This is a genomic window from uncultured Veillonella sp., from assembly GCF_938010505.1.
Lineage (GTDB): Bacteria > Bacillota > Negativicutes > Veillonellales > Veillonellaceae > Veillonella.
Genome location: NZ_CALLVP010000021.1, coordinates 1 through 25,258 on the forward strand (window position 1 = coordinate 1; position 25,258 = coordinate 25,258).

19 protein-coding genes are annotated in these 25,258 nt (G+C 40.0%); 2 read left to right on the forward strand and 17 right to left on the reverse strand.

The features are described from left to right. From Q0507_RS00835 to recG, 5 genes are all read right to left on the reverse strand, one after another. Positions 1-482, reverse strand: a 482-nt coding sequence (locus tag Q0507_RS00835; protein ID WP_298710985.1) for a phosphatidylserine decarboxylase, incomplete at its 3' end; no start/stop codon positions are given. A 14-nt stretch (positions 483-496) separates the two neighbouring features. Next, positions 497-1,219, reverse strand: a complete 723-nt coding sequence (locus tag Q0507_RS00840) for a WecB/TagA/CpsF family glycosyltransferase (RefSeq protein ID WP_298710988.1) — start codon at positions 1,217-1,219, stop codon at positions 497-499. Positions 1,220-1,234: 15 nt separating this feature from the next. Further along, positions 1,235-2,689 (reverse strand): IMP dehydrogenase, encoded by a 1,455-nt coding sequence (gene guaB, locus Q0507_RS00845; protein WP_298710991.1) that lies wholly within the window; start codon positions 2,687-2,689, stop codon positions 1,235-1,237. A 75-nt stretch (positions 2,690-2,764) separates the two neighbouring features. Further along, positions 2,765-2,950: a 4-oxalocrotonate tautomerase gene (locus Q0507_RS00850; RefSeq protein ID WP_004696087.1), complete on the reverse strand. Its 186-nt coding sequence runs from the start codon at positions 2,948-2,950 to the stop codon at positions 2,765-2,767. 132 nt (positions 2,951-3,082) lie between these two features. Continuing rightward, a complete protein-coding gene (gene recG, locus Q0507_RS00855; protein ID WP_298710994.1) occupies positions 3,083-5,125 on the reverse strand; it encodes an ATP-dependent DNA helicase RecG in 2,043 nt (680 codons plus the stop codon). A gap of 223 nt (positions 5,126-5,348) precedes the next feature. Between recG and rpmB the strand changes: the two genes are divergently transcribed. Next, positions 5,349-5,537 (forward strand): 50S ribosomal protein L28, encoded by a 189-nt coding sequence (gene rpmB, locus Q0507_RS00860; protein ID WP_005386334.1) that lies wholly within the window; start codon positions 5,349-5,351, stop codon positions 5,535-5,537. 85 nt (positions 5,538-5,622) lie between these two features. On the opposite strand, the gene Q0507_RS00865 is transcribed toward rpmB, so the two are convergent. The 6 genes from Q0507_RS00865 to tyrS form a co-directional block, all read right to left on the reverse strand. Then, the gene (locus tag Q0507_RS00865; protein WP_298710997.1) at positions 5,623-6,612 is read right to left on the reverse strand and encodes a deoxyguanosinetriphosphate triphosphohydrolase; all 990 of its coding nucleotides are present in this window, start codon (positions 6,610-6,612) and stop codon (positions 5,623-5,625) included. Beyond that, a complete protein-coding gene (locus tag Q0507_RS00870) occupies positions 6,609-7,430 on the reverse strand; it encodes a pyruvate, water dikinase regulatory protein (protein ID WP_298711000.1) in 822 nt (273 codons plus the stop codon). Before Q0507_RS00870 ends, Q0507_RS00865 begins: the two co-directional genes overlap by 4 nt. A gap of 10 nt (positions 7,431-7,440) precedes the next feature. Continuing rightward, entirely contained in the window at positions 7,441-8,070 is a 630-nt protein-coding gene (locus Q0507_RS00875; RefSeq protein WP_298711003.1) for a helix-turn-helix transcriptional regulator, read from the reverse strand. A 98-nt stretch (positions 8,071-8,168) separates the two neighbouring features. Then, on the reverse strand, positions 8,169-10,550 hold the full coding sequence (ppsA, locus tag Q0507_RS00880) for a phosphoenolpyruvate synthase (RefSeq protein WP_298711006.1): 2,382 nt from the start codon (positions 10,548-10,550) through the stop codon (positions 8,169-8,171). 93 nt (positions 10,551-10,643) lie between these two features. After that, positions 10,644-11,261 carry a CoA pyrophosphatase gene (locus Q0507_RS00885; protein ID WP_298711009.1) on the reverse strand — a complete coding sequence of 206 codons (618 nt, stop codon included), beginning with the start codon at positions 11,259-11,261 and terminating at the stop codon, positions 10,644-10,646. 224 nt (positions 11,262-11,485) lie between these two features. After that, the gene (gene tyrS / locus Q0507_RS00890) at positions 11,486-12,694 is read right to left on the reverse strand and encodes a tyrosine--tRNA ligase (protein ID WP_298711012.1); all 1,209 of its coding nucleotides are present in this window, start codon (positions 12,692-12,694) and stop codon (positions 11,486-11,488) included. Between the two features lie 157 nt (positions 12,695-12,851). On the opposite strand from tyrS, the gene Q0507_RS00895 reads away from it, so the two are divergent. Beyond that, positions 12,852-14,942 carry a transglycosylase domain-containing protein gene (locus tag Q0507_RS00895; RefSeq protein WP_298711014.1) on the forward strand — a complete coding sequence of 697 codons (2,091 nt, stop codon included), beginning with the start codon at positions 12,852-12,854 and terminating at the stop codon, positions 14,940-14,942. A gap of 168 nt (positions 14,943-15,110) precedes the next feature. Here Q0507_RS00895 and Q0507_RS00900 read toward each other — a convergent pair whose 3' ends face one another. The 6 genes from Q0507_RS00900 to Q0507_RS00925 form a co-directional block, all read right to left on the reverse strand. Continuing rightward, entirely contained in the window at positions 15,111-17,489 is a 2,379-nt protein-coding gene (locus tag Q0507_RS00900) for an endonuclease MutS2 (RefSeq protein WP_298711016.1), read from the reverse strand. Positions 17,490-17,502: 13 nt separating this feature from the next. Then, positions 17,503-19,926: a DUF3656 domain-containing protein gene (locus Q0507_RS00905; RefSeq protein WP_298711019.1), complete on the reverse strand. Its 2,424-nt coding sequence runs from the start codon at positions 19,924-19,926 to the stop codon at positions 17,503-17,505. An 88-nt stretch (positions 19,927-20,014) separates the two neighbouring features. Beyond that, positions 20,015-22,459 carry a phenylalanine--tRNA ligase subunit beta gene (gene pheT, locus Q0507_RS00910; protein ID WP_298711021.1) on the reverse strand — a complete coding sequence of 815 codons (2,445 nt, stop codon included), beginning with the start codon at positions 22,457-22,459 and terminating at the stop codon, positions 20,015-20,017. 9 nt (positions 22,460-22,468) lie between these two features. Continuing rightward, the gene (gene pheS / locus Q0507_RS00915; RefSeq protein WP_298711024.1) at positions 22,469-23,491 is read right to left on the reverse strand and encodes a phenylalanine--tRNA ligase subunit alpha; all 1,023 of its coding nucleotides are present in this window, start codon (positions 23,489-23,491) and stop codon (positions 22,469-22,471) included. A gap of 36 nt (positions 23,492-23,527) precedes the next feature. Continuing rightward, positions 23,528-23,992: a PaaI family thioesterase gene (locus tag Q0507_RS00920; RefSeq protein WP_298711028.1), complete on the reverse strand. Its 465-nt coding sequence runs from the start codon at positions 23,990-23,992 to the stop codon at positions 23,528-23,530. Positions 23,993-24,266: 274 nt separating this feature from the next. Continuing rightward, the coding region (locus Q0507_RS00925) for an ABC transporter permease (protein ID WP_298711030.1) at positions 24,267-25,258 on the reverse strand (992 nt) is incomplete at its 5' end.

A 25,258-nucleotide genomic window follows, 5' to 3' on the forward strand; every position in this document is an offset into this window, starting at 1 on the left:
GTCCAAGATACGATACGTCTTGCTAAAATGCCCGCAATTTGCGTTACTAATACGGAAGTACGATCATTTTCAATACAAATAGTATGACGTTCATTTTCAAAACCTACATCATCTTTAAAAGCAGGTAAGAAACTGCCCATCGTATAGTGACGGTACGTAATTTTACCATCAATAGGCGCACGATTAGCATGTACATCGAAAACAGACAAGAAGATAGTTACTTTTTTACATTCTTTATGTAAATAAATATCTTCGTATACATCAGAAATATCCATGATTTTCCCGTCTGCAGGGGATAAAATCAATTCTGGATCTTGAGGGATTACACGTTTAGGATTTCTAAAGAAATTGACGAAAAATAATGCCAAGATAAATGAAATAATCGCAATTACATAATGTCCTAAAAACCCTAATACCACTGTGATAAGAAGCATAGCCCCTATCAGAGGAAATCCTTCCTTAATAATTGGTCCTGTAGGCACGATTCAACACTCCTCTATTTATTTTTAATAACGGTCCACATAAACTTTGGAATAGCCAACATACGGCCAATCCGCTGAGGTTCTAAATATAATCGATACAACCATTCAAGTCGATTTCGTTGCATCCATTCTGGGGCCCGAGGAATATTACCTGCCAAGACATCAAAGGAACCACCAATACCGATAGCTACAACGCCATCGAGGTGACTCAATTTTTCTGCAATCCATTGTTCTTGCTTTGGGACACCTAAGGCAACAAATACTAATTTTGCCTTAGATTCACCAATAGCTTTGATGATTTCTTGTTCCTCTGCGCTATCAAAGAATCCATCATGAATTCCTACTATATTTAACGCTCCCACTTGAGCAGATAAATTATCAATCGCTCGTTGAGCAACACCAGGTGCTGCCCCTAAGCAGTATACAGGAATTTGATGGGTAGCCGCAACTTTAAACAATTCCTTAGTTACGTCTACACCAGTTACACGTTCAGGTACATGTTCTCCTTGACGATCTGCAGCCCACAAAATGCCAGCCCCGTCAGGAACGACGAGACTAGCATTATTTAATATGTTGTGCAATGTAGGATTTTCATTAGCCAACATAACCATTTCTGCATTAGCCGTGGCTACTAAATGTAGCCCTGGCTGTTCAGTTAATTGTAAAATACGTTGGACTGCCTCATCCATTGTGACACAATCGATAGGCACAGATAAAACAGAAATACGTTTATTCAATGTAATACTCCATTATCAACCACTATAATTTGGTGCTTCAACGGTAATGCTTACATCATGCGGATGACTTTCTTTCAAACCAGCCGCTGTAATTTGAATGAACTGAGTGTTTTCGATCATTTCTTGGATATTATGACATCCGCAATACCCCATACTTGCACGCAAACCACCAACCATTTGGAAAATTGTATCGGCCAACATACCTTTATATGGTACGCGACCTTCTATACCTTCAGGAACTAATTTCTTAGCTTCTGTTTGGAAATATCGATCTTTACTACCAAGTTTCATAGCCCCTAGGCTACCCATGCCACGGTATACTTTATAGGAACGACCTTGGTAAATTACTTGTTCTCCTGGGCTTTCATCAGTACCAGCTAAAATATTACCCATCATAACTACATTGGCGCCAGCCGCGATAGCTTTAGCAATATCGCCAGAGTATTTAATGCCCCCATCAGCGATGATAGGAATTCCATAACGACGACCTACTTGAGCAGACTCATAGACTGCCGTAATTTGAGGTACCCCAATACCAGCAATGACACGAGTTGTACAAATAGAACCAGGTCCAATACCAACCTTAACTGCATCGGCACCAGCTTCGATGAGAGCCTCAGTACCGGCAGCAGTTGCCACATTACCAGCAATTACTGGAATGTGAGGATAGGCTTGTTTAATGTCCTTCAATGTACGAAGTACACCCGCAGAATGACCATGAGCAGTATCAACGATGATAACGTCGACCTTAGCAGATACAAGTGCATCAAGTCGATCATACATATCTTGAGACACACCTACTGCGGCACCAACTAATAATCGGCCACTAGTATCTTTTGCTGCATTTGGATATTTGGTCGCTTTTTCAATGTCTTTAATCGTAATTAAGCCTTTTAAGTTACCATCGCCATCTACGAGAGGTAATTTTTCAATACGATGCTCACTTAAAATTGCTTTTGCCGCCTCTAGAGATGTACCTTCCGGTGCAGTAACGAGTGTATCCTTCGTCATGCAATCTCCAATTTGACGGGTTAAATCAGTTTCAAAACGCATATCGCGATTTGTAATGATCCCTACTAGTTTACCATGTTCTGTGATAGGTACACCAGAAATTTTATATTTTTCCATAATTTCTGCTACATCAGATAGTAAGTTTTGAGGGCTTAAGAAAATAGGATCAACGATAACACCATGTTCAGAGCGTTTTACCTTGTCAACTTCATGGGCTTGTTCTTCAATAGACATATTTTTATGGATAACGCCAAGGCCACCTTCACGAGCCATAGCAATCGCCATGCGAGATTCAGTAACTGTATCCATCCCTGAGCTAATCATAGGGATATTTAACGTTATGTCACGAGTCAGTTGAGTTTGTAACTCTACTTGATTAGGCAGCACATCAGAAGCCGCTGGTATTAATAATACATCATCAAAAGTTAATCCACGCATACCGAATTTATCGTCTCTCATTTTTATTTCCTTTCCGTATAATAAAACAAAACTACGACCCGCCTAGTCCCTATGGACTAGGCGGTCAGTCGTAGCTTAGCGTTCAGACCGCAAAATGCCGCCTTCCATATAATCGTCTTTTTTCATATCTACGAAGATAACTTTTACTGCATCAGCAGGGACATTTACGATATCAACCGCAGCTTTTGTGATTGCTTCACCTAATTGTTTCTTTTGTTCTTTTGTGCGCCCTTCTACAAGCTCTACATGAATAATTGGCATATTAACCTCCATAGATGAAAAAATGAAATAAATTGTTTGTTCTATTATACGGTATGAGGAACATATACACAAGGGAAAAAGCCAGATAAAATCTAATATTATCGATACTTATGTACTTATTATTCCTACCTCTTAATTATACAATATTCTTAGGAATTTTTCACCAAATCTTTTTTCTAATTCTGCTTTCATAACAGATTCTAATTTTTCCATTCCAAATTGGTTTGCAAAATCTAGTACATCCTTGCGAGCCTCTACTAAAATTTCAATATCTTTAATGATATTTGCAACGCGTAAATCTGGCAGCCCCGATTGAGCTAAACCAAATAATTGACCAGATCCGCGAAGCAATAAATCTTGCTCTGCAAGTTCAAATCCATCTTGAATCTGTTCCATAAGTTTTAACCGCTCTTGGCTTACATCATTTTTAGAATCACTAACAAGAATACAGTAGGACTGATGAGTGCCACGTCCTACACGGCCTCTCAGCTGATGTAATTGAGAGAGCCCAAATCGTTCTGCCCCTTCAATGCACATAATAGTAGCATTTGGAACATTAACACCAACTTCGATAACTGTAGTAGAAACAAGTAATGAAATTTCACCCTTATGAAAGGCATTCATCACTTCATCTTTTTCACTCGGCTTCATACGACCGTGAACGAGCCCCACTTCATAGGCTTTATAAAAGTATTCTTTTAACTCTAGATACAATTCCTCGGCGGCTTGTAAGTCTAACTTTTCGGATTCTTCTACAAGGGGGCACACCACGTAGACTTGACGCCCCTCTGCCATTTCCTTGCCGAAGAAAGTGCGTAATCTATCTTTATAAGAACTATCTACAGCATATGTTTTAACAGGTTTTCGACCTGGTGGCATTTCTTTTATTAAGGATACTGCCAAATCACCATATACGGATAATGTCATGGTACGAGGGATTGGTGTAGCCGTCATGATAAGTACATGAGGATATGTTCCCTTCTGTTGCAATCTCGCCCGTTGATCTACGCCAAAGCGATGTTGCTCATCGACGATAACAAGGCCTAGATTATGAAAATTAACCCCCTCTTGAATAAGAGCATGGGTTCCAATAATCATATGAATTGTTCCATCAGCTAAGCCTTCATAGATGCGTTCTTTTTCCTTTTTCGTGGAGGATCCAGTTAATAGTTCTATAGTAATACCTAAATTAGCACATACAGTTCGTATCCCTTCGTAATGTTGAGCCGCTAAAATCTCCGTAGGAGCCATAATTGCCCCCTGATACCCATTTTCGATTGCTTTTAATAAACTCAAGGTCGCCACAACGGTTTTACCAGAGCCTACATCACCTTGTAACAACCTTTGCATAGGTCGTTCGTCTTCCATATCGATACGAATATCTTCTAATGCTCGTTGTTGATCACCTGTTAAGGAGAACGGTAAATTCTCTATACATTGAGCCATTAGTTCCCCGTTTGGTCCCATTTTAGGACCTCTGTGGCATTGCTCCTTATTTCGCAACAAGGCTAAGCCAGCTTGCATAACGAACAACTCTTCATAGGCCAATTGATGACGAGCCGCTTCGTAGTGCTCTGAGGAATCTGGGAAGTGCATTCTCTTAAAAGCATCATATCGACTCATATAATGATGAGCTTCACGAACCTCCACAGGTAAAATCTCGGGTAACTCATAATTAGCTACAAACCAATTGCGTACGGATGATCGTACCACAAATTGAGATACCCCATCAGCAAGTGAGTAAATAGGAACGATACCTCGATCAGGTTCACCACCGTCTCCTAAATTTTCCATTTGCGGTGTGTTCATTTGCATAGAACCATATTGAAACTCAGCTTTACCATACGCATATAGACGCTGCCCCTTTTTGTAAAAATTCTTTCTATACCCTTGATTAAACAAAACAATCTTCAAAGGACCTGTGCCATCTGCAATGACGACCTCTAAAATAGACAATCGAGGACGAGGGCGCTTTTCTTGTACGGCAATAATGGTACCTACCACACCGCCTGTCATACCTGATTTTAAATCACCAATTCTATAAATTGTACGGCGGTCTTCATAGGTTCTAGGGAAGTAAGTCAATAAGGATGTAACATTGGTAATTCCCAACTTATGCAATTGTTTCTCGCGACCAGGACCAATTCCCTTTATAGTCGTCAATCGTTCATCCATAAAAACTCCTTTAAATATACGATAAACACATGAGATATATCCAATTTCTGTATATCCTTGTACAAAAGCCCTTTCATATCTTAGAATATGATATATAGTATACCTTATATTGTAGTATATTTCATAAAAAGAGCAATATGTACGACAAAAACACTTGCTTTAAGCTATTCTTTATGATAATATACTTTTGTTATGTTATAGATTAAGCTTGGAGGTGGAAACTATGGCAAACCTTTGCGAAGTATGTGGTAAATCCACATCTAGCGGTATGAACGTGAGTCATTCTCACATTCGCACAAGAAAAACTTGGAAACCGAACATTCAAAGAGTACGGGCGGTTGTAGACGGTGCTACTAAAAAAGTAAACGTATGCACTCGCTGCCTTCGTTCTAATAAAATTACACGCGCGTAAAATAAAAAGTACATGTACTCTTTGGGGTTCTAGAGCCCCAAAAAAAGCAGTTAGTTCAATTTGAACTAACTGCTTTTTTTGTTATTTATAATGTAATGCTTGGTATATAGTATTGTTTAAATAGCTTAATGGCATATTGGTCTGTTAAGCCTGCCACATAATCTACTACATCAAGTGTAGAATAAAACTCTTTACCAGTTTCACAGCCTTCCATATCATCTGGGTACTCCATGAAGTGAGTGAATAAATTTTTCACCACATGAGCTGCCTTTTTGCGATCCGGAATTAAAGCTGGTGCCAAATAAACATGTTTAAACATAAATTGACGGAATAGATTCATCGTCATTTCCACATCAGCAGACATAGAAATAGAAGGCTTATCCAAGGATTCTCGAACCATATCTTCAACCATTGCGGTAATCATACTAGATGGAGTCATACCAAAATGCTCGCGCACCTCAAAAGGCAACTCCTCTGCCGTCAACATACCTGCCCGTTGTGCATCATCAAAATCATGACACAAATACGCAATGCGGTCTACGATACGAATAATTTGACCTTCTAAGGTCACAGGAATTGTAGCCCCTGTATGACCTACGATGCCATCTCGGACAGCAGTCGTTAAATTAAGCCCTTGGTGGTTGCCATGTCTTTCTATCACCTCAACCATACGCAAACTTTGCTCATTATGATTGAAGTGCCCCACCATATCTCGCAATGCATATTCGCCTACATGACCAAATGGGGTATGCCCCACATCATGGCCCATGGCAATAGCTTCTACAAGGTCCTCATTTAAACGTAATGCACGAGCCACAGTACGACCGATTTGACCTACCTCAAGGGTATGAGTCATACGTGTCCGATAATGGTCACCTGGCGCAATATATACCTGTGTCTTATGTTTTAACCGTCTAAAACATTTACTGTGAATAATGCGATCCCGATCGCGTTGGAACGCAGTTCTAAGTGGATCGGGAGCTTCTTCTGTATCACGGATCGCATCGCGGCTTTTAGTTGCATAGGGAGACAGGAGTAAAGCCTCCCGCTCCTCTATTTGTTCCCGTATATTCATTTACCCTCCGACGCGCGGTTTTTATCGATCAATTGCATGACAAGTGAGGCTGTTTCTTCAATGGATTTATTAGAAACATCTAACACTTGGCAGTGCAAACGACGCATGATAGCCTTTGCATAATCTAATTCAGATTGAATACGCTCAATAGATGCATAGTTTGCTTCGTCTTCAAGACCGATAGCGCGCAAACGTTCACTACGAATATTATTTAACTTGAATGGGTCTATAATAAGGCCCACGATTTTCTTTGCTGGAATTTTGAATAATTCCTCTGGCAATGGTACCTCTGGTACTAATGGCAAGTTTGCAGCTTTAATCTTTTTGTACGCCAAGAACATAGATAGTGGTGTTTTGCTAGTTCTAGACACACCAATAATAACTATATCTGCCTTTTCAAAACCAGATGGATTTTTACCATCGTCATATTTTACGGCAAACTCGATGGCCTCAACCTTTTTGAAATATTCTTGATCCAGCTTATGAACCATACCTGCTGTCATGCGCGGTTTAGTAGTCGCTACTGTACCGACTGCATCGAGAACAGGCCCCATGATATCTACAGCAGGGATATTATATTCCGCTACCTTCTCATGCAAATACTTACGCAAAGACGCAGATACAATGGTATGACAAATAACATGATGCCCACGTTTTGCATCGTCTATAACCTCATCAATTTGGCTTTCACTATCAATATAAGGAACTCGAACAATTTCAATTTGCTCCTTATCATATTGACTCGCCGTAGCTCTCGCTACAGCCTCAGCGGTTTCCCCCAGGGAATCCGATATTGCATAAATAATTTTTTCTGCCATTCTATCAACCTCAGTGTATGCTACATTCTAAGAATACTTTTGCTACCGTCGTTTTTGATACGCGGCCCACAACTTTTAAGCGTTTCTTGTTACCCACGTCCTCGCGAACGATAACAGGTAAACAATCTACCTCATAATCTATCATTTTTTGTGCAGCCTCTACCAAAGTATCGGTAGGCTCCACCGCTATAACCTTGCTTACAGGAGTCATAATCATAGATATAGGCATGGCATGCGAATCTGTTTGTCCCATAGAGGCGCGCAATAAATCTTTTCGAGATACCACACCTACTAGGTACGAATCATCACACACTAATATTGTACCTACATCCTCTGTGAATAACGTGACAATCGTATCATACAAACTCGTATCCCCATTGACTACGACCGCTTGAGATAATACATCACTTACCAGAAATGACTTTAATCGCTCAGCCGTTTGTGTTTCCTTTGAAAGCCCTACGTAGTAGTAACCTACATTTGGACGCGCATCTAACACACCTAACATAGTTAATACAGATAAATCTGAGCGCAACGCAGATCTTGTAACATCTAAATGTTCAGCAATAGCACTGCCTGTTACAGGACCTTCTTCACGAACGATTTGAGCAATTTGTTCTTGTCGTTTCGACAGTTTCACACGGTAACCCCCTTTCATCTCTGTTTGTATTATATCTTAAGTTACCATTCAGAAAAAGAGGAGACCTACAGGTCTCCTCTTTCACCATAACTATATTATTACCAAGTTAATTCGTCAGAATCTTGACGACCACGACCAGTCATAGCATCGAGCATAATTCTTTGTTCAATTTGGGCCACCATTTTCTTAGTGCTCACCACAGCATCTGGGTTGACAGAAATGGAGTCTATACCCGCTTTCACAAGGAATTCACAAAGTTCAGGGTATACGCTTGGAGCTTGGCCACAAATAGATACGGTTTTGCCATCTTTATGGGCCACTTCAATGAGGTGATGAATCGCTCTGCGAACTGCTAAATTACGTTCATCATAGATATGTTGAACTGTTTCGTTATCGCGGTCACAACCGAGAACGAGCATAGTCAAGTCATTAGAACCAATGGAATAACCATCTACATATTTATTGAATTGATCAGCCAAGATAATGTTGGATGGAATCTCAGCCATGAGCCATACTTTAAAATCCTTACTGCGTTCAAGCCCTTCTTGAGCCATCAAATTAGTTACTAATTCAGCTTCTTCAACGGTACGGCAGAATGGAATCATAACTTGCAAGTTTTTGAAACCAAATTCATTGCGTACTTTTTTGATTGCTTCTAATTCTAATTTGAAAGCAGGTGTATATTTAGGGTCATAGTAACGGGAAGCACCACGCCAGCCAAGTAATGCACTGGACTCATGTGGTTCATAGTTATCGCCACCTTTAAGGTCACGGTATTCACTAGATTTAAAGTCGCTCAAACGAACGACTACTTGACGAGGCGCTAACGCTTGACACACTTTACGCATACCTTCTGCCAATGTATTTACAGCAAAGTCACTACGACCTGTTTCGATAAGGTGTAATGGATGTTCATGGATGAAGGTAGTCCAAATAAACTCTTCACGCATGAGACCAATGCCATCACATGGTAGTACGCCATATTTTTGAGCCAAATCAGGATCGCCTAAGTTCATGTAAATCTTAGTGCCTGTTACAGGTACATATTCAGCAGCTACCCCTGTAGAAGCTTGTGCTTCAGGCTTTTTAACGATATCTTCTAATACACCATCATATACGATACCATTTGTAGCATCAACGGTAATCATTTGACCATCTTTAATAGATGTAGTCGCCTCATGGCTGCGGCTCTTAGTACCTACGATACAAGGAATACCAAGCTCACGGCTAACGATGGACGCATGACAAGTCATACCGCCAGCATCAGTAACGATAGCTTTTGCTTTTTTCATGGCTGGCACCCAGTCAGGTGCAGTCATCGCAGTGACAAGGATTTCACCTTCTTTGAACTCATCGATATCCTCAGGATTGATGATAACGTGAGCCTTACCTGCAGCATTACCTGGGGAAGCCGGTAAACCTTTTACGATGATTTCACGATCGCCAGTCTCAAGTGTGTTAGCACTTTCAGATGTTTCTATTTTTTCCTTACGGGACCATACCGTTTCTGGACGAGCTTGCAAGATCCAAATCTTGTCATTGCGTTCATCTACGCCCCATTCCATATCCATGTAGCAACCATAATGCTTTTCAATTGCTTTTCCATATTCTGCAAGTTCCAAAACTTGAGCATCTGTAATAACTTGTTGTTTTGCTTCGTCAGCTGGAACCACTTCTTCAACACAGTCACCATCGGCTTTACGAACAAGGCGGACATGTTTATCGTTAATCATACGGTCCGTAATTTCCATCTTTTCTTTATCCACACGGAAATTATCTGGTGTAACCGTACCTTGTACAACATATTCACCAAGGCCCCAAGAGCCTTCAATAAGAATATTGTTATCATTGCCTGTTACAAGATCAACAGTAAACATTACGCCAGCTGCTTTAGAAAATACCATCATTTGAACCGCAGCACTCAATGCTACTGTCATATGATCAAAGCCTTGTTTTACACGGTAATATGTGGCACGATCTGTGAATGTAGATGCGTAGCATTCTTTTACTTTTTCGATAATTACGTCAGCACCGCATACATTTAAATACGTATCTTGTTGACCTGCGAAGCTTGCATCTGGCAAATCTTCTGCTGTTGCACTAGAACGAACAGCCACAAATGGATTTTCTTCATTCACTTTTTTACCAAGTTCTTCATAAGCATGACGGATAGCATCTGCCAAGTCTTTTGGCATGTCTTCCTGACAAATCATGCGGCGAATCTTAGCACACACTTCGCGCAATAATGCAGAATTTTCTACATCATCTAAAGCATCAAGTTCAGCGCGGATTTTATCTTCCAAACCTGTAGCTTTCATAAACTCACGATAACCATGAGCAGTTGTAGCAAATCCATAAGGTACAGGTACATTAGTGGAAGATGTCAATTCCCCTAAAGAAGAAGACTTACCACCAACTAAATTAATATCTTCACGTTGTAATTCATCAAACCAAAGTACGTATGCTGTTTCGCGATTCATGTGAGAACCTCCTAGATTAATTAGTGCAACACATTAAACCTTTTACACATAAATAGTATACCTTAATTTAAAATCTGTCAATTTTTATGGTCTTTATTTATATTCCTTATAAATATCTAAAAAGTTCTTCAGCACTCGCCCCGTTAGCCCCCATATGGTGTATTGTTCATAAGGATAGAAATAGACAGAGTAGTTTTGTCTAATTTTCCAATCGATATTGTAGCCTTCTAATAGATGAAACGGAAAATCACGCAAGGGTCTTGTAGCTATGTCTAAGTGACCTACAGTTGGTTCCATGTCTAGTAGATATTGTAAGGGAACTGTAAATACCTCTCCTACTTCATCTGGGTTTGGTTTTAAATCATTTGTATGTAGTCGCACTGCTACGGCGTATAGTTTTACGCCAATAGCAGATACTAAACAGTCTAAATTACCAAGTAGTTCAATTTGATTTAAATCAATACCCAATTCTTCAGAGCACTCGCGCATGGCTGCATGAGCACCGCTTTTATCATCTGGCTCACAGTGTCCTCCAGGAAAGCTAATTTCACCTGGTTGACGGCGAAGTTTATTACTACGCACAGTAAAGACTACATGATCTTCTTCATCGATTTCTAATAGTGGTACTGCCACGGCCGCAGTTATAACATCAATATCGGTAAGAACCGTATGATTTCTTTGTTCTAAAAAGGTAGTTAAATTTTTATCCATACTTAGAATCCTCTTACGAGATATGGCTATATCTATATCTGTATAACTATATATATCTGTATCTAGATGTAGATTTATATATAAAGCTTTATATCTCAACTTTATAATTAATAGTTACTTTCATTATACATTAACTAGTAAGTTCAATCATTAGTTTACCAATAGAAAGCGCTCGTAATCCAAAAAACTGTGATGAGGCCTCTGCACCTCATCACAGTTTTATATTAGTTAAATTTAATTTTCACGAATTTGCGTTTACCTACTTGAAGGATCATGCCGTCTTCAAGAGTAATGTTTTCTTCGCTATATTTTTCACCATTTACTTTAAAAGCACCTGCTTTAATGGAGCGACGTGCTTCACCATTAGATGCAGTTAAGCCAGCATCTGTACAGAATTGTGGTACAAAGATTGCTTCTGTTGGCGCATCCATAGCATACTCAGGAATGTCTGTAGGCATAGCACGTTGTTGGAACACGCGTTTAAATTCTTCTTCGGCTTCGAGAGCAGCCTCTTCACCATGATATAAGCGAACGATGGTACGAGCCAATTGCATTTTAGCATCACGAGGATGTAACTCCCCGGATTCAAGACGTTTTGCCATATCCTCTTGCTCTTCAATAGACATATCTGTAACGAGCATGAAGTAACGCATCATCAATTCATCAGGAATGGACATCGCTTTACCATACATTTCTTTTGGTTCTTCATCAATACCGATGTAATTACCTAAAGATTTACTCATTTTTTGAACGCCATCAAGACCTTCAAGCAATGGCATTGTAATAACGACTTGTGGTTCTTGACCTTCTACCTCTTGAAGGTGACGCCCCATCAACAAGTTGAAAGTTTGGTCTGTACCGCCAAATTCAACGTCAGCATGTAATGCAACGGAATCGTGACCTTGCATCAATGGATACATGAACTCATGCACACCAATAGGACGACCTTCTTTGAAACGTTTGTTAAAGTCATCACGTTCCATCATACGAGCTACTGTATAGGAACCAGCCAAACGAAGTACATCAGCAAAGTTCATGTCTTCCAACCATTCGCTGTTATCACGAACAATAGTTTTTTCAGGGTCTAATACCTTGAAGATTTGTGTTTTATATGTTTGTGCATTTTCAAGCACTTGTTCTTTTGTAAGTGGTGGGCGTGTTACACTTTTACCAGATGGATCACCAATACGAGCTGTAAAACCACCGATAACAATCACTACTTGATGACCAAATTCTTGGAACAAACGTAGTTTGCGAAGTGGTACAGTATGCCCTAAATGAATATCTGGAGCCGTTGGGTCCAAACCTAGTTTAACAACTAGTGGTTTATTTTCCTTAATGGATTTCTCTATTTTTTTTACAAGATCTTGTTCGTTAATTAAATCAGCAACACCATGTTTAATTTGGCGCACTTGTTCTTGAGCACTAATCATGATAATCCTCCTAGAAATACTATTGTTTTAGTATACCATTATCTAAAAACTTTCACAATTATATATAGTATTGGATTTAAACCATTTATGATATAATATTTATAACTGCGTAATAGAATTTACGTTATATTTACTATAAGAAAAAAGAGGTGACTCTATGAGTAGTAACTCAAATAAGAGAGCCAATCGCCGCTCAAATGGTAATGGTTCTACACCGAAGAAAACAAATCCTAAGCGTCTATTTTGGATTTGTACACTTCTCTTTATACTCATCGTAGCCGGTGGTGGCTGTGGGTTCATAAGTGCCACATTATCTAATCTACCGGATGTATCCAATGTACGCCCTTCTGCATCGTCTCAGATTTACGACGTGCACGGCAATCTCATTACAACGGTTCACTCCACAGAAAACAGATTACCGGTACCACTAAAGGATGTGCCAAAAGATTTACAGAATGCCTTTGTAGCTACAGAGGATTCCCGCTTCTATACACATCATGGCATCGACCCAATTGGTATCTTACGTGCCGTATGGGTAAATATTGTACATAGTGGCGTATCTGAAGGTGGCTCTACAATCACTCAACAGTTAGCTCGTAATGCATTCTTATCTCAAGATAGAACATTAAAACGTAAAATTTCTGAAGCTTTATTAGCACTTAAAATAGAACAACATTACACCAAGGATGAAATCCTTGAAATGTACATGAACCAAATCTACTTTGGTCAAGGCGCTTACGGTGTACAATCTGCGTCTCATGTATACTTTGGTAAAGATGCTAGTCAATTGACACTTGCACAGGCGGCTCTCATTGCGGGATTACCACAAAGTCCTAACTACTATTCCCCATTCAATGATTTGGAGGCTAGTAAGAAACGTCAAGCAATCGTATTGGGCCAAATGGTAAAATATGGTTATATTACACAAGAGCAAGCTGATGAAGCTCGCCAAGCAGATTTAGGCTTAATAGCAAAACAAGAACAAGCCCATGAAAAATCTAATGCGTCTTACTTCATCAACTACGTTATTGCTCAAATTTCTGAAAAGTACGGCGATGATGCAATCTATAAAGATGGTTTGAAAATCTATACTACTCTTGATATGGATGCACAAAATGCTGCGGTTGCAGCGATGCAAAACTTGCCTAATTACTACACTGATAAAAATGGTTTACACCAACCTCAAGGTGCTATCGTAGCAATGAATCCTCATAATGGTTACATCGTAGCTATGGTAGGTGGTCGCGGTGATGACTCTTTCAACCGAGCTACACAAGCAGAACGTCAACCTGGTTCTACTATGAAGCCTTTTGTTTATTTAGCTGCTATCCAATCTGGTAAAACTCCTGGTTCCATCATTGAGGATAGTCCTGTTAGCTTTGGTAATTGGAGTCCTAAAAACTATGAGAACGATTACGAAGGTAACATTACATACCGCTACGCATTACAACATTCTCGCAACGTAGCAGCAGTAAAAATTGCTGATGAAGTAGGTATGACTAAAGTTATTAATCTTGCTAAGGAAATGGGTATCTCTACTTTAACTGATCAAGATTACAACTTATCTACAGCACTTGGCGGCTTAACACATGGCGTTACGCCTCTTGATATGGTACAAGCTTACGGTGTACTCGCTAATGGCGGTATCAAAGTTCAACCTACAGCAATTCTTAAAATTGTAGACCGCAATGGTCAAATTGTAGAAGAAAATTCCATCCAAGAAAAACGCGTTGTTGACGAAAAAGATGCGGCTATCATTACAAACATGCTAGAATCCGTTATAAATGGTGGTACTGGTGGTAATGCAGCTATCGGTCGTCCTGCAGCAGGTAAAACAGGTACTACTGATGACTCCAAGGATGCTTGGTTCGTAGGTTACACACCTGATTTAGTAGCTGCCGTTTGGATTGGTGATGACTATGGGTCCGAAACACTACAAGGCATTACTGGCGGTAGTACTCCAGCCGTTATGTGGGGTCAATTCATGGCAAATGCTCTTGCTAATACTCCTGCTTCTGACTTCCCTGTCCCATCTAGCGCACAAGCAGCAATCTCTGAAGGTTACGTAAATCCTGCAAAAGTACAACCTAAAAAAGAAGATAAAAAGGATGAGAAAACTGATAAAAAGGATGAGAAAGAAAAACCAAAAGATGAAAAAATAAAAGATGATGATAAACCTAAAAAAGAAGAGGTTACAGAGCAAAAATCTAATTCATCAAAAAATAAAAAATCTAAAAAGGAACGCTAATTTAATAGTAGTCTCTAAAAGGGGCGGAACGTTTTGTTCCGCCCCTTTTTATGCACATTTCTTTTTATACATTGATTCTCAAAACTCTATACAAAAAAGGTAGCAAGTTCAATGAACTTACTACCTTTTTATTTTCATATAGCTAACTTTTAAAGGATATATATATTTTCACTTAAGAACTACATTCGTAGCCCCTGCACCACCTTCATCATAACCTGCTGTTTCAAAGTGTGCTACATGAGGTAAGGTACGCAAATATTGGTGAACACCTTCACGCAATGCTCCAGTCCCCTTACCGTGAATAATCCGCACTTGGTTTACACCTCCCAGTAAAGCTTGATCGATAAATCGGCTAACTGAAACTGTAGCTTCGTCTACAGTTTGACCAAGGATATTAATTTCTGTGCGAACTTCTTTTTGACGTTGTACTGCAGAGCCCCCCATGCGTTTTCTTGTTTTCGGCATAACTGCTTTTTGTTCGCGTTCTAGTTTGTTTCCCTCTTCACGAGTTGTAGATTGCAATTCATTAACCTTAACTGTAGCAGTTAAGCCATTAATGTCTACATTTACACGATTACCTTTCATAGATAATACGGTACCCAAAGAACGCAACGTCGTTACGAATACAACTTGTCCTACCTTAACATCATCAACAGTTAATGTCTTGCGATTGTCATCGACCGGAGCATCTGGTACATGAACATTAGAAATGCCCTTACGCGCCGCATTGATAGCCGACTGACGTTTGTCCTTATCCGTTTCAGAAAATTGCGATTTCAATTGTTTGATAATCGCTTCCCCTTCTACGCGCAAGCTGCGCTTCATAGATTCTGCATCGGCTTGAGCTTTAGCTAAGATTTGTTTGCGTTTTTCGTTAAACTGTTTCTTTTCCTTCTCTAATTGACCACGCATGCGACGTGTTTCTTCGAGCTCTTTCTTTAGTGCTCTTTCTCGCTCAGACGCTTTTCGAAGTTGCTCATTCAAATCTGAAAGAACCTCTTCCATTTCGTGGCTACCAAATTGAGATTTATATTCTGCTGCGCGAGCTACAATATCTTTTGGAAGACCAAGTCGTGCGGCAATGCTCAATGCATGACTACTACCAGCTACACCGATATGTAATCGATACGTAGGCTTTAATGTGCGTTCATCAAACTCTACGTGACCGTTTTCAATACCTTCCGTATGGTACGCGTAGTTTTTAAGCTCATTATAATGGGTACTTACCATCATAAGAGCACCTTTTTTACGGAAGAATTCCAAGATAGATACAGCTAATGCACTACCTTCCTCTGGATCAGTACCAGAACCAAGCTCATCTAGTAATACTAAATCATTGGGACCACAATGTTTAATGATGGAAATCACTTGTGTCATGTGAGCGGAGAACGTACTAAGGCTTGCCTCAATACTTTGCTCATCCCCAATATCAGCAAAGATATTATGGAATACTGGCAACATGGAACCGTGATCAGCAGGGATAAATAGACCACATTGGTTCATTAAACTCAATAACCCTAGTGTTTTAAGGGATACTGTTTTACCACCTGTATTAGAACCAGTAATTAATAGAATACGATATGATGTACCTAATAAAATATTCGTAGGCACCACCACATTCGGTGGAATTAATGGATGCCGAGCTCTCATGAGATTAACTGTTCTATCAGTACTCAAGATGGCCGGTACACCCTTATAGGAAATAGCAAGGCTCGCCTTACCATATACAAATTCGATGTGAGATACCTTTTCACAAGCATCCATCAAATCATTACTATGCTGTTTAACAAGGGCAGATAATTCACGGTAAATGCGCAATACTTCTTGCTCTTCACCAATCAAAGCCTCTTGTAATTCATTATTTAGATTCACCAAACGCATCGGTTCAATATAGAGTGTTTGACCCGTTGCAGAACGGTCGTGAATAAGACCATCAAAATATTGGCGATATTCCTGTTTTACAGGGATTACATAACGATTGTTACGCTGTGTAATGATCGTTTCTTGGAAATACTTTTGATTATCTTTGTCGTGCAAGATAGCTTGAATATCATTTTTAATCTTTTCACGAGTTTTAATAATCGTATTTCTAAGGCTCGCCAACTTAGGAGATGCAGTATCTAGCAATTCCCCTTTATCATCAAAGACCCGTTTAAAACGGTTTTCAATACGATCTGTATTCGGCATATCCTGTACCCATAAGGATAACAAGGGATATTCCATATATTTCGTTCTAAAGAACTTTGTCATTCGCTTATAGGCACCAATGGTTAAGTAAATATCCCATAGCGCTTCACGAGTAAGAACAAAGTCTTTACGACTCTTTTTACAGGATTCACGAATATCTCGTGTTCCACCCAATGGTTGTTCTACCTCTGTTTGCAATGACCGCATTGCCTCTGCCGTTTCATCAAGGTTCTCTTGAATTTGTTTCGCATCGATCATTGGCTCAATGTTCATAGCCAATTCTTTAGCTATGGCAGAGCTACAATGCTGTTGTAATTGTTCTTTTATATGGTGAAAGTCTAATACATCTTCGTTAAACAATGTACTACCTCTTTTATAAAATACCTCTAAAATAGTGGCCCCTTGTAATAGGCGTATCAGCTTTGCCTACACTCTTAGGCGGAGCCTCTTGAGTTCCATTTTGAATGGACACATAATCTGCTACGATGGTACGCAATCTCCTTGGATCCATATGACGTCCATCAATACGTAAAATATGTAGCCCTTTTCGATGTAACTCTGGCACGTAAGCACGCATGTCCATTTCGTGACTGTTCATGATATGCATGCGGCAATATGGATCCGTGCGAAGTGGGAACACTTCCCCTTTACGGTCCTTTAAGGCGTAATCTTCTGTTACGCACGGCATAGAACAGTTTTCTTTTTTACCAGTCCCAACAAAGCTAGCGATGGCACAGTATTCAGAAATCATCATTTCCGTATACCCATGAACCATGACCTCTAATGGCAGGTTAGTAATTTTTTGTAAGCTTACTAGTTGCGTCAATGTTAACTCTAAGGACGGTGCTACGCTACTCATATGTAAGTCTTCCCATACCTGTAAGGCAGAGCCATTAAATATGTTAAGACCTGTATCAGCTTCAATGGCACCTGTATAACCTAAGTCACGAAGCCACAATAAGGCTTGTGGGACGTGAATAGAAATGCTATCTGGTTTAGCTTCAACTATGGCCTTAAGGGTATTCATATAGGCCTCAACTTCATCATCTTTCACAACTCGAGGCGTAGCAAACACACAAAGTATATTATGGTCTTTACAAAGCTTGGCTACCTGATCGTAGATGCTAAGTTCATAAGGCTTACGTTGTAAGCGGTCACCTCCGAAGATAATCTTCTTAGCGCCCCCTTCAATAGCTGCTTTCACAGCCTCTAGCTCATCAACTCGAGCACTTACTATAGGCTCAGTATATTGAATACTACTCTTAGCCACCATAGATGACATATCTTGAGGCTCTACAGCTAGCTCCGCCCAAGCTATTTCATGATCTGTAATCAACAAGTTTTCTAGTGCCTCTACAGCATCGCGGCGCAATGCATTTAACACACTAGCTGGCCACATATAAGGTCCGTCAGGAATAGACATAGAACCTAACGTAAACAATGTATTCCCTAGTCGACCTACTTGGTCAGTAACCTTATCTAATGTAGTCGGTTTATTATTAGCATAAACTGGTTCAAACTCATTAAATACTATCACAGTACGACCATCATTTAATACAAAGGTAAGTTCTGTGCAAGGTGTTTTACGCTCAGTATTAATAGATAGGTATCCATGTACCTCTAATTTAGCACTGAAATCTTGTAGACCTCTTTGCTTTTGAGCTTTAGGCGGTGATGCAAGGAATACTTGTCCCGCCGCAAAACCTTCATCAGGTTTACCTACCAAATGTTTATCATCAACAACAGACCAGTTTTGATCGATCTGATAATACGTAATGCTACCAGAGGCTTGCATAACCTTTAAAAGTGACCCTTTTTCAATAGGTTCTGTTAAATATAAATGAACTTGTCCTTTTTTAACCTCTGCCTTGCCAATTGGTTTCCCCTGATTATTGGGGGCCACCACGGTCATCATGGATTTTCCTACATGATCTGTTAAGTAACCTGTAGAGAAGCCGCGATTAAAGCCAGCAGCCAATGCCTTAGCGTCAGCAGAATCCATATGAGCCGTATCCAAGATATGGCGGTAAGTACCAATAACTTGGCGCACATAGGAAACCTTCTTCATACGCCCTTCTACCTTGAAGGACTTTACACCGGCTGCTACGAGCTCATTCATATGTTCACTATAGTTAAGATCTTTAGGGCTCAATAAATAAGCTTCGTGTTTAGGCAACAAGCTTGTGCCCGATGAATCCAATAATTCATAAGGCAAGCGACAAGGCTGTGCACAAGCACCGCGGTTACCACTGCGCCCACCGATGAAGGAACTCATTAAGCATTGGCCAGAATAGCATACGCATAAGGCACCGTGAACAAAGACTTCGATTTCAGCGGTACAGTTCTTACAAATATGTTCAATTTCAGCGAGGCTCAATTCACGAGCCAATACAACACGGGTAAAACCGAGGCTTTCATAAAAACGAACCGCATCGAGCGTAGCTGCCGTCATTTGCGTACTACCGTGTAAATGCAATTTCGGAGCCACTCGTTGTGCCAATTTAGCAACAGCTAAGTCTTGAACGATAATAGCATCCACACCGATGCGTTCTAAGTCTTTTAAATACGACTCGAGAGCTATTAATTCAGAATCGCCTATTAGAATATTTACTGTTACATATACGGACACATCTAGAATGTGGGCCAATCGAATAGCCTCGGCCAATTCTTCAATGCCAAAGTTTGCTGCATGAGCACGGGCATTAAAGCCTTTACCACCGAGGTAAATCGCATCTGCTCCAGATTCTAAGGCGGCCATAAAGTTTTCCATCGTACCGGCAGGAGCCAATAATTCCATGGACAATCCTTTCTACCTAACTAAAGGTATAACTATAGTACTAAAAGGGTTTACCATACGGTAAACCCTTTCAATATACTGCTTGAGATTAACGTAATCTACAATTAATTTCTGCTAATGCATCGATAATAGCTTGAATGTTGCTATCAATATCTTCATCATTCAACGTGCCTTCCATAGAGCGGAATTGTAAGTTGTACGCAAGACTGCGGTAACCAGCTTCGATATGTTCACCTTCGTAAACGTCGAAAATAGATGCATTTTCTAAATATTCGCCACCATGTTTTTTAATAATAGATAAAATCTCGTCACTAGCAACGGACACAGGTGCTACGATAGCAAGGTCACGGCTAGTGCCTGGGAATTTACTGAAAGATGTGTAGCGGAATGCTGGAATTGCCAAGGATAACACTGCTTCCAAATCGATTTCAAACATATATACTTTACCAGGCAAGTCAAAGTTTTTGCTCACTTGCGGATGTAATTCACCGTATTGAGCAATCATTTTGCCATCTACTACGTATTTAGCACTTACACCTGGATGGAAGTATGGCTCAGTACCACGATTGATTTCGTAGCCTGTAACACCAAGTTCAGCCAATAAATCATCTACAATACCTTTAACATCATAGAAATCTGTAGTGCGTTCGGCTTGATTCCAACCAGCTTGGTTCACCTTACCCATCAAAATGCCACAAGCCATAGGGCGTTCATGGGGCACCTCAGTTAGTGGTAATGCTTTTGGCTCATATACATTAGCCATTTCAAATAACCAGAGATCCTTATTTTGTTGTGCTAAATTGCGTTTCGCTGCATCGATAACAGCTGGTACCAATGTAGTACGCATGTAAGGGAATTCTTCGGAAATTGGGTTCAAGATTGGAATCGCAGTATAACGGCTATCCCCTTCAGGAAGCATCATATTGGTAAGACCATCTTTGTGCATGAAGCTAAATGTAATGATTTCAGTCATACCCAATTTAGCCAACACATGTGTTGCCTCTTTAGTAAGAGCTTTTTTAGGAGTCATCCCACCAGAGGATAATACGGCTACAGGAATTGTAGGGGCGATATTATCGTAGTTATAAATACGAGCTACCTCTTCAGCGATATCAGGCATCACTGTTACGTCACCGCGCCATGTTGGAACGAGGGCGGACAATTGATTCCCTTCTTCTGTTACAACGAATTCAAGGGCTGTCAAAATGTGAACCATTTCGTCTTTTTCAATATTAGTACCCAAGTAATCGTTAATTTGTTCCGCTGTGAAAGTAACGGAATGTTGCTCTACAGGATTTTCATATACATCAATAACACCTACATCAACTTTACAAGTAGGGCAGATTTGTTGTAATAATTGAGCTGCTCTGTCGATAGCATAAGCAGTATATTTATGATTTACGCCACGTTCAAAACGACCAGACGCTTCAGAACGCATGCCAAGAGCTTTTGCAGTACGGCGAATAGATGGACCATTAAATACAGCAGCTTCGAACATAACTGTAGTTGTTTCGTTTGTTACTTCGCTGTCAAAGCCACCCATGATACCAGCTACGCCTACAGGACGTTCTGCGTCAGCAATGATAAGCATAGAATCATTTAATTCACGTTCAGAACCATCAAGTGTTACAAGAACTTCGCCATTTTTAGCGCGTCGTGCCACTAATTTATGACCTTTTACATGGTCATAATCATATGCATGCATAGGTTGGCCCAGTTCTAACATAACGTAGTTTGTAACGTCTACTACGTTATTGATAGGACGAATGCCACTGTTGCGCAAGCGATTTTGCATCCACAATGGAGATGGCTCAACTTTTACGTCAGACACTATGCGAGCCGTAAAACGAGTACAAAGATCATCCGCCTCGATAGATACAGAAGCTTTGCCTTCTATGGACTCACCATTTTCGTTGACCATAATAACAGGGAATAAAGCTTTTTGATTTGTCATCACCCCAAATTCACGGGATAAGCCAACCATGGAAAAACAATCTGCTCGGTTAGCAGTGAGTTCAAACTCATATACCGTATCATTCATACCCAATACGTCTTTTACATCAAGACCAATTGGTGTATCTTCAGGAAAAATGTAAATGCCTTGTGCTTCCTCTGGTAACACTAGGTCACTAGAGATACCAAATTCTGCAACAGAGCAGAACATGCCTTCGGATACAACACCGCGCAATTTACCCTTTTTAATTTCTGTTCCATCAGCTAAGCGAGATTTATGGTACGCTACAGGCACGATTTGACCTACTGCCACATTAGTAGCGGCTGTTACGATTTGTTTTGTAATGGGCTCGCCTTCTTCAGTAAGGCATTCTACTTGGCATACTTGTAATTTATCTGCATCTGGATGTTTCGTGATTTCCACGATTTTACCAGTATAAATTTTCTTAATGCCATTATCCATAGGAATAACATTTTCTACAGGAATACCAGCTTGCGTTAATTCATCGGCCAATTCTTGAGCAGGACGATTCATATCCACAGGCACGTATTCGTTCATCCACTGTAAGCTTGCTTTCATGAGTTCCTCCTAAAATTGTTCCAAGAATCGTACATCATCTTCAAAGAATAGGCGTAAATCGTTAATGCCGTATAAAAGCATTGCAATACGTTCTACGCCCATGCCAAAGGCAAAGCCTTTAACCTTTTCAGGATCGTACCCATTGATGCGCAATACGTCAGGATGAACCATACCGCAGCCTAAGATTTCAAGCCAACCTGTATGAGAGCATACACGACAACCATCTCCACCACACATTACACAGGAAATATCTACCTCTGCAGATGGTTCTGTGAATGGGAAGAAGCTCGTACGGAAACGAACCTTTGTTTCATCACCATACATGTGACGCAAGAAGGACTCTAATGTACCTTTTAAGTCAGCAAATGTAATATGCTCATCGATGATGAGACCTTCCACTTGATGGAATACTGGGGAATGTGTCGCATCATAGTCCCAACGATAAACCTTACCAGGCGCAATCATACGAATTGGGCTGTTAGGCTCATGACGTTGCATAGTACGAGCTTGCACTGGAGATGTATGTGTACGTAACAAGAAGTTTTCAGTAATATAGAAGGAGTCTTGCATATCGCGTGCTGGATGATCTTTAGGCAAGTTTAAGCACTCAAAGTTATAGTAATCTTGCTCTACTTCTAGACCTTCTTCAACGGTATAACCCATTTTCATAAAGAAGTCTTCAATCATTTCATTAACCTTAGTTAATGGATGAATGTGACCAGTTTTTGGCGCACGACCAGGCAATGTAATATCGATGCGCTCTTGCTCTAAACGAGCATTTAACTCTGCGGTTTCCATGCGAGTTTTTACAGCATCGATTTCAGCCTCTAATGCTTCACGAACAGCATTAACGAGAGCACCAGCCTTCGGACGTTCTTCTGGAGATAATTTCCCAAGACCTTTTAGTAAGGCCGTTACCTCACCTTTTTTACCTAAATATTTAACACGTATATCTTGCAACGCTTGTTGATTAGCAGCGCCTTTGATGGCATCAAGGGCTTCTGCCTTAATACGTTGTAATTCTTGTTCCATTCAAGCATCCTCCTATAGTTAAAAGTCTAAACTATATTATACCAAATCAGGGTTATCTTCTTCAATAAAACGCCATGGTAAATCAGGTAATGGTCTCTCTTCTAATACATAGAATGTGCCTCTTGCCAAGTGAACGAGCTCACCTAGTTCATTATAAATACGAGCTGTAGCAACCATCGTGGTCTTACCATTATGTTCTACATTGGCTACACCGCGTAATAAAGTGCCACCCTTAACGGACTTTACATAGTTACCACTAATATCGATAGTACTCACAGACTTGCCTAATGTAAAGCATGCAGAGCCCATTACACTATCAGCAAAACCAATACATACAGCACCATGTAAGTGACCTCTAAAGTTGCAATATTCTGTTTCATTTGTTTGCAATGTCATCTCCGCATGACCAGCATCTACTGCGGTAACTTCAGAATCTTTCACCCAAGAAAATGGATTCTGATCTCGTAATTCATTGAAATATTCTAACAATGTCGTAACCATTTACTTCTCCAATTCATATACTAACACTTTAAATACACGTTTTATATTAACCCTATTACATCCATTAACTATTTAAACAAGTTAAAAATATATAGGTTAATCATATTCGTAAATATAACTGTGATTATCTGTATTATCACTGATTATCTGTAACAACCTGTAATTATCTATATCAAATTCACCAGTAATCATAAAAGATTATAAAAATGGTGCGTTACATCATACATATTGTATCATGCAACGCACCATATGCGAATAGGTCAACTCTATTCTATTATTCGTAATGTAATGCATCGATTGGATTGAGTTTAGCCGCTTTACGAGCAGGGTAAATACCAAAAATCAAACCGATAGCCATAGAGAAGCCAAAGGACATTATGATCGTTGGGATTGATACAACTGTACTCATACCTGATGCCATTCCGATTAATTTCGACGCACCTATGCCGAAGGCAATACCGATGAAGCCACCCATCAAACTTATTACAACGGCTTCTATTAGGAACTGTGTAACGATTACGCTATACGTAGCACCCAATGCTTTACGAACACCAATTTCTCGAGTTCGTTCCGTTACAGATACGAGCATAATATTCATAATACCAATACCGCCTACAACTAGAGAAATTGCCGCTACAGCCCCTAAGAACAAAGTAAATGTTCCCGTAGTCTGAGCCACTGTTTCCATGATGGATTTCATATTTTGAATATTAAAATCATCCAAATTAGGATCTTTGATACTATGGCGAACACGTAATAGATTTTCTATATCCGCCTGCAAACGATCAATACCTTCATCATCCTTAGCCACAACATACACCATGCGAAGATAGTCAATGCCCTCTACGCGTTCCATCGATGTAGTATATGGAATTAAGACCGTATCATCTTGGTCATTGCCCATAGTTCCGTTCCCTTTACTTTTGAGAACACCGATGACACGGAACGGTATATTCTTAACTCGAATTTCCTTGCCTACAGGATTTTCATCGGCAAACAAATTTTTTACTACTGTTTGGCCCACAACCGCTACGCGTTCACGGTTTTGTACATTTTTATCGGAGAAAAATCGACCAGATGTCATAGTCCAATTATTTACGTCCTGAAAGTTAGCATTAACCCCCGCAACAGATGTAGTCCAGTTTTTATTTTGATAAATCACCACATAATAGCCATTCGTCATAGGACTGGCAGCTTTTACACCTTCTAACTTGGCAATAGCTTCATAGTCAGATATTTTCAACGATTTCATGGACCCCTGCGAAG

Excerpts from the sequence above, each read along its gene's own strand:
- guaB (WP_298710991.1), bottom strand. The coding sequence starts at position 2,689 with ATGAGAGACGATAAATTCGGTATGCGTGGATTAACTTTTGATGATGTA.
- Q0507_RS00850 (WP_004696087.1), bottom strand. The coding sequence starts at position 2,950 with ATGCCAATTATTCATGTAGAGCTTGTAGAAGGGCGCACAAAAGAACAA.
- recG (WP_298710994.1), bottom strand. The coding sequence starts at position 5,125 with ATGGATGAACGATTGACGACTATAAAGGGAATTGGTCCTGGTCGCGAG.
- rpmB (WP_005386334.1), top strand. The coding sequence starts at position 5,349 with ATGGCAAACCTTTGCGAAGTATGTGGTAAATCCACATCTAGCGGTATG.
- Q0507_RS00865 (WP_298710997.1), bottom strand. The coding sequence starts at position 6,612 with ATGAATATACGGGAACAAATAGAGGAGCGGGAGGCTTTACTCCTGTCT.
- Q0507_RS00870 (WP_298711000.1), bottom strand. The coding sequence starts at position 7,430 with ATGGCAGAAAAAATTATTTATGCAATATCGGATTCCCTGGGGGAAACC.
- ppsA (WP_298711006.1), bottom strand. The coding sequence starts at position 10,550 with ATGAATCGCGAAACAGCATACGTACTTTGGTTTGATGAATTACAACGT.
- Q0507_RS00885 (WP_298711009.1), bottom strand. The coding sequence starts at position 11,261 with ATGGATAAAAATTTAACTACCTTTTTAGAACAAAGAAATCATACGGTT.
- tyrS (WP_298711012.1), bottom strand. The coding sequence starts at position 12,694 with ATGATTAGTGCTCAAGAACAAGTGCGCCAAATTAAACATGGTGTTGCT.
- Q0507_RS00895 (WP_298711014.1), top strand. The coding sequence starts at position 12,852 with ATGAGTAGTAACTCAAATAAGAGAGCCAATCGCCGCTCAAATGGTAAT.
- Q0507_RS00905 (WP_298711019.1), bottom strand. The coding sequence starts at position 19,926 with ATGGAATTATTGGCTCCTGCCGGTACGATGGAAAACTTTATGGCCGCC.
- pheT (WP_298711021.1), bottom strand. The coding sequence starts at position 22,459 with ATGAAAGCAAGCTTACAGTGGATGAACGAATACGTGCCTGTGGATATG.
- pheS (WP_298711024.1), bottom strand. The coding sequence starts at position 23,491 with ATGGAACAAGAATTACAACGTATTAAGGCAGAAGCCCTTGATGCCATC.
- Q0507_RS00920 (WP_298711028.1), bottom strand. The coding sequence starts at position 23,992 with ATGGTTACGACATTGTTAGAATATTTCAATGAATTACGAGATCAGAAT.